This is a genomic window from Pseudomonas sp. JV245A, assembly GCF_032424515.1.
In the GTDB taxonomy this organism is placed as follows: domain Bacteria; phylum Pseudomonadota; class Gammaproteobacteria; order Pseudomonadales; family Pseudomonadaceae; genus Aquipseudomonas; species Aquipseudomonas protegens.
In genome coordinates this window covers 1-1,452 of sequence record NZ_VYKE01000368.1, presented here as the reverse complement: position 1 = coordinate 1,452, position 1,452 = coordinate 1, and the positions used below count along the sequence as shown (strand labels likewise).

The window sequence follows — 1,452 nt, the reverse complement described above, 5'->3', positions numbered from 1 at the left end:
ACCCGCGCCTGGCCGACAGCCAGTTGCCGGCCTGGAACTGGCCGGGCCTGGCCGCCTATGGCCTGGGCACCCTGGCGGCCTTCTGCTCGCCCTGGGTCGCGCCGTTGGTGGGCATCGGCGTGGCCAGCCTGAGCTATGTCCTGCTCAGCGCCTGGCTCGGCGCCCGCACCAGCGCCACCCTCGACGCCCGGGCCTGAACCCGGGCCTTGCCCTCCCGGCGCGTTCCGGGTCTATCATGACCCGCCCCGAACCACCTGCCTGCTTCGACCGGTACCGGTTGAAGCACAGCCCAATGACCGAGGGACAAGGGCCGCCGCCCGGATCCCACGGCTGAACCGCTGATTGCCCGACCCGAGGAACCGCTCCGATGCTGATCACCAACGCCCGCCTGCGCCACCGTGAAGGCCTGCACCAACTGCACCTGGAAAACGGCCGCATCGCCCGCATCGTCCAGCAGGGCCCGGACGCCCCCACCGCCGCGCCGGCCTTCGGCCCCGAGCACCTGGATGCCGGCGGCAACCTGGTGGTGCCGCCCTTCGTCGAACCGCACATTCACCTGGACGCCACCCTCACCGCGGGCGAGCCGCGCTGGAACATGAGCGGCACCCTGTTCGAAGGCATCGAGTGCTGGGGCGAACGCAAGGCCACCATCACCGCCGAAGACACCCGCGCCCGCGCCCACAAGACCATCCGCGCCCTGGCCGCCCACGGCATCCAGCATGTACGCACCCATGTCGATGTCACCGACCCGGACCTCACCGCCCTCAAGGCCATGCTCGAAGTGCGCGAGCAAAGCGCGCACCTGATCGACCTGCAGATCGTCGCCTTCCCCCAGGAGGGCATCGAATCGTTCCGCAACGGCCGCGAGCTGATGGAAGAAGCCATCCGCCTGGGCGCCGATGTGGTGGGCGGTATTCCGCACTTCGAATACACCCGGGACCAGGGCGTGAGCTCGGTGAAGTTCCTCATGGACCTGGCCGAACGCACGGGTTGCCTGGTGGACGTGCACTGCGACGAAACCGACGACCCGCACTCGCGCTTTCTCGAAGTACTGGCCGAAGAAGCGCGCAGCCGGGGCATGGGCTCCCGGGTCAGCGCCAGCCACACCACGGCCATGGGCTCCTACGACAACGCCTACTGCGCCAAGCTGTTCCGCCTGCTGGGGCATTCGGGCATCAGCTTCGTCTCCTGCCCCACCGAAAGCATCCACCTGCAGGGGCGCTTCGACAGCTTCCCGAAACGCCGCGGCGTGACCCGGGTCAATGAGCTGCTGGAGGCCGGGATGAACGTGTGCTTCGGCCAGGACTCGATTGTCGACCCCTGGTACCCCCTGGGTAACGGCAACATCCTGCGGGTACTGGAAGCCGGCCTGCACATCTGCCACATGCTCGGCTACAGCAACCTGCAGAGCGCCCTCGACCTGGTCACCGACAACAGCGCCAAGGCCCTGGC

Annotated in this window: 1 protein-coding gene and 1 pseudogene; both read left to right on the top strand. The window is 68.5% G+C overall.

The window, feature by feature from the left end; translation table 11 throughout:
• Positions 1–197 (top strand): annotated as a pseudogene (locus tag F6S12_RS31695) (cytosine permease); the annotation flags it as partial.
• 170 nt (positions 198–367) lie between these two features.
• Positions 368–1,452 (top strand): cytosine deaminase (gene codA, locus F6S12_RS31690; RefSeq protein ID WP_315869852.1); only part of this gene is annotated, 1,085 nt, incomplete at its 3' end.